Raw genomic sequence first — 2,435 nt, 5'->3', positions numbered from 1 at the left:
CAGGGAAAACTCATCTCAAGGCTCGCTTCCCGCTTAGATGCTTTCAGCGGTTATCGATTCCGAACTTAGCTACCGGGCAATGCCATTGGCATGACAACCCGAACACCAGAGGTTCGTCCACTCCGGTCCTCTCGTACTAGGAGCAGCCCCTTTCAATTTTCCAACGCCCACGGCAGATAGGGACCGAACTGTCTCACGACGTTCTAAACCCAGCTCGCGTACCACTTTAAATGGCGAACAGCCATACCCTTGGGACCGACTTCAGCCCCAGGATGTGATGAGCCGACATCGAGGTGCCAAACACCGCCGTCGATATGAACTCTTGGGCGGTATCAGCCTGTTATCCCCGGAGTACCTTTTATCCGTTGAGCGATGGCCCTTCCATTCAGAACCACCGGATCACTATGACCTGCTTTCGCACCTGCTCGAATTGTCATTCTCGCAGTCAAGCGGGCTTATGCCATTGCACTAACCACACGATGTCCAACCGTGTTTAGCCCACCTTCGTGCTCCTCCGTTACTCTTTGGGAGGAGACCGCCCCAGTCAAACTACCCACCAGGCACTGTCCGTAATCCCGATTCAGGGACCAACGTTAGAACATCAAAACTACAAGGGTGGTATTTCAAGGACGACTCCACCACATCTAGCGACGCGGTTTCATAGTCTCCCACCTATCCTACACATGTAGGTTCAATGTTCAGTGCCAAGCTGTAGTAAAGGTTCACGGGGTCTTTCCGTCTAGCCGCGGGTACACTGCATCTTCACAGCGATTTCAATTTCACTGAGTCTCGGGTGGAGACAGCGTGGCCATCATTACGCCATTCGTGCAGGTCGGAACTTACCCGACAAGGAATTTCGCTACCTTAGGACCGTTATAGTTACGGCCGCCGTTTACCGGGGCTTCGATCAAGAGCTTCGACCGAAGTCTAACCCCATCAATTAACCTTCCGGCACCGGGCAGGCGTCACACCGTATACGTCATCTTACGATTTTGCACAGTGCTGTGTTTTTAATAAACAGTTGCAGCCACCTGGTATCTGCGACTCTCGTCTGCTCCATCCGCAAGGGACTTCACTGATAAGAGCGTACCTTCTCCCGAAGTTACGGTACCATTTTGCCTAGTTCCTTCACCCGAGTTCTCTCAAGCGCCTTGGTATTCTCTACCCGACCACCTGTGTCGGTTTGGGGTACGATTCCTTACAATCTGAAGCTTAGAGGCTTTTCCTGGAAGCATGGCATCAATGACTTCACTACCGTAGTAGCTCGACATCGTATCTCAGCGTTAGTAGCGGTCCGGATTTACCTAAACCACCCGCCTACGTACTTGAACCTGGACAACCGTCGCCAGGCCCACCTAGCCTTCTCCGTCCCCCCATCGCAATTGTAAGAAGTACGGGAATATTAACCCGTTTCCCATCGACTACGCCTTTCGGCCTCGCCTTAGGAGTCGACTTACCCTGCCCCGATTAACGTTGGACAGGAACCCTTGGTCTTCCGGCGAGGGAGTTTTTCACTCCCTTTATCGTTACTCATGTCAGCATTCGCACTTCTGATACCTCCAGCAGCCCTTACAGACCACCTTCAACGGCTTACAGAACGCTCCCCTACCCCACATACCCTAAGGTACGTAGCCGCAGCTTCGGTGTATAGCTTAGCCCCGTTACATCTTCCGCGCAGGCCGACTCGACCAGTGAGCTATTACGCTTTCTTTAAATGATGGCTGCTTCTAAGCCAACATCCTGGCTGTCTGAGCCTTCCCACATCGTTTCCCACTTAGCTATACTTTGGGACCTTAGCTGGCGGTCTGGGTTGTTTCCCTCTCCACGACGGACGTTAGCACCCGCCGTGTGTCTCCCGGATAGTACTTACTGGTATTCGGAGTTTGCAAAGGGTTGGTAAGTCGGGATGACCCCCTAGCCTTAACAGTGCTCTACCCCCAGTAGTATTCGTCCGAGGCGCTACCTAAATAGCTTTCGGGGAGAACCAGCTATCTCCAGGTTTGATTGGCCTTTCACCCCTAGCCACAAGTCATCCGCTAATTTTTCAACATTAGTCGGTTCGGTCCTCCAGTTGATGTTACTCAACCTTCAACCTGCCCATGGCTAGATCACCTGGTTTCGGGTCTAATCCTAGCAACTGTACGCCCAGTTAAGACTCGGTTTCCCTACGGCTCCCCTAAACGGTTAACCTTGCTACTAAAATTAAGTCGCTGACCCATTATACAAAAGGTACGCAGTCACACCACGAAGGTGCTCCTACTGCTTGTACGTACACGGTTTCAGGTTCTATTTCACTCCCCTCACAGGGGTTCTTTTCGCCTTTCCCTCACGGTACTGGTTCACTATCGGTCAGTCAGTAGTATTTAGCCTTGGAGGATGGTCCCCCCATATTCAGACAGGATATCACGTGTCCCGCCCTACTCGTTTTCACTGAT

Annotated in this window: 1 rRNA gene (running past one end of the window); it reads right to left on the bottom strand. The window is 52.1% G+C overall.

What is annotated here, in order from left to right:
* Window positions 1-2,435: ribosomal RNA gene (locus AB4161_RS20640) — 23S ribosomal RNA — on the bottom strand; its annotated part reaches 865 nt to the left of the window's first position; the annotation flags it as partial.

This window comes from Vibrio sp. 10N.286.51.E5 (assembly GCF_041469125.1).
GTDB lineage: Bacteria > Pseudomonadota > Gammaproteobacteria > Enterobacterales > Vibrionaceae > Vibrio > Vibrio crassostreae_C.
The sequence above is the reverse complement of the archived record's forward strand: the minus strand, read 5'-3'. Positions and strand labels throughout refer to the sequence as shown.